We start from the raw sequence: 2,523 nt of genomic DNA, 5'->3' as shown, positions 1-2,523 counted from the left end.
TTTAGGATAAGCCCTCGACCGATTAGTATTCGTCAGCTACACACATTGCTGTGCTTCCACCCCGAACCTATCAACCTCGTCGTCTTCAAGGGGTCTTACATACTGGGAAATCTCATCTTGAGGGGGGCTTCACGCTTAGATGCTTTCAGCGCTTATCCCGTCCGTACTTGGCTACCCAGCGGTGCTCCTGGCGGAACAACTGGTACACCAGCGGTACGTCCATCCCGGTCCTCTCGTACTAAGGACAGCTCCTCTCAAATTTCCTGCGCCCGCGACAGATAGGGACCGAACTGTCTCACGACGTTCTGAACCCAGCTCGCGTACCGCTTTAATGGGCGAACAGCCCAACCCTTGGGACCTACTTCAGCCCCAGGATGCGATGAGCCGACATCGAGGTGCCAAACCTCCCCGTCGATGTGGACTCTTGGGGGAGATAAGCCTGTTATCCCCAGGGTAGCTTTTATCCGTTGAGCGATGGCCCTTCCATTCGGTACCACCGGATCACTAAGCCCGACTTTCGTCCCTGCTCGACTTGTAGGTCTCGCAGTCAAGCTCCCTTATGCCTTTGCACTCTTCGAATGATTTCCAACCATTCTGAGGGAACCTTTGGGCGCCTCCGTTACATTTTAGGAGGCGACCGCCCCAGTCAAACTGCCCGCCTGACACGGTCCCTCTACCGGTTTCACGGTAGTAGGTTAGAACTCCGATACGATCAGGGTGGTATCCCAACGTCGCCTCCACACAAGCTGGCGCTCATGCTTCAATGGCTCCCACCTATCCTGTACAGATCGTACCAAAGTCCAATATCAAGCTGCAGTAAAGCTCCATGGGGTCTTTCCGTCTTGTCGCGGGTAACCTGCATCTTCACAGGTATTAAAATTTCACCGGATCTCTCGTTGAGACAGCGCCCAAGTCGTTACGCCATTCGTGCGGGTCAGAATTTACCTGACAAGGAATTTCGCTACCTTAGGACCGTTATAGTTACGGCCGCCGTTTACTGGGGCTTCGGTTCACAGCTTCGGGTTTAACCCCTAACCGCTCCCCTTAACCTTCCAGCACCGGGCAGGCGTCAGCCCGTATACTTCGCCTTACGGCTTCGCACAGACCTGTGTTTTTGCTAAACAGTCGCTTGGGCCTTTTCACTGCGGCCCCCTCGGGCTATTCACCCTACCGAGGCACCCCTTCTCCCGAAGTTACGGGGTCATTTTGCCGAGTTCCTTAACGAGAGTTCTTCCGCGCGCCTTAGCATGCTCTGCTCGCCTACCTGTGTCGGTTTGCGGTACGGGCACCTAGATCTCACTAGAGGCTTTTCTTGACAGCCGGAGTACATGACCTTCGCTACTGTAATTTTCGCTCCCCATCACAGCCCAGCCKAAYRRTTSGCGGATTTGCCTACSAAYYAGCCTCACTGCTTGGACGGACTATTCCATCAGTCCGCGTCACTGCCCTTCTGTGTCACCCCATTGCTCAAACAATCTTCGGTGGTACAGGAATTTCAACCTGTTGTCCTTCCACTACGCCTTTCGGCCTCGCGTTAGGTCCCGACTTACCCTGAGCGGACGAGCCTTCCTCAGGAACCCTTAGGCTTTCGGCGGACAAGATTCTCACTTGTCTTTTCGTTACTCATACCGGCATTCTCACTTGAATRCRSTCCACCAGTCCTCACGGTCTGACTTCAACCCGTATTCAACGCTCCCCTACCCAATGCAGCAAGCTGCAATGTCATAGCTTCGGTGGTGTGTTTAGCCCCGTTACATTTTCGGCGCAGAGTCACTCGACCAGTGAGCTATTACGCACTCTTTAAATGGTGGCTGCTTCTAAGCCAACATCCTGGTTGTCTTTGCAACTCCACATCCTTTCCCACTTAACACACACTTGGGGACCTTAGCTGATGATCTGGGCTGTTTCCCTCTTGACAATGGATCTTAGCACTCACTGTCTGACTCCCGGTAAGCATGTCTATGGCATTCGGAGTTTGACTGGACTTGGTAACCCTTGGCGGGCCCCGCACCCAATCAGTGCTCTACCTCCACGACACTCATAACCGAGGCTAGCCCTAAAGCTATTTCGGGGAGAACCAGCTATCTCCGAGTTCGATTGGAATTTCTCCGCTACCCCCACCTCATCCCCGAATTTTTCAACATTCGTGGGTTCGGGCCTCCAGTGCGTGTTACCGCACCTTCACCCTGGACAGGGGTAGATCACACGGTTTCGGGTCTACAACCACGTACTATGTCGCCCTATTCAGACTCGCTTTCGCTGCGGCTCCGTCTTTCCGACTTAACCTTGCACGTAATCGTAACTCGCCGGTTCATTCTACAAAAGGCACGCCATCACCCATTTAACGGGCTCTGACTTCTTGTAAGCGCACGGTTTCAGGTTCTTTTTCACTCCGCTTCCGCGGTGCTTTTCACCTTTCCCTCACGGTACTGCTTCACTATCGGTCACCAGGGAGTATTTAGCCTTGGCAGATGGTCCTGCCGGATTCCGACGGGGTTTCACGTGTCCCGCCGTACTCAGGAT

1 rRNA gene is annotated in these 2,523 nt (G+C 53.8%); it reads right to left on the bottom strand.

The features are described from left to right. Window positions 1–2 precede the first annotated feature (2 nt). Window positions 3–2,523, bottom strand: a 23S ribosomal RNA gene (locus AC1DF0_RS31865); the annotation flags it as partial.

This window comes from Paenibacillus sp. 05T425 (genome assembly GCF_056396205.1).
Note: the sequence above shows the minus strand (reverse complement) of the source record. Positions and strands in the feature narration are given on the sequence as shown.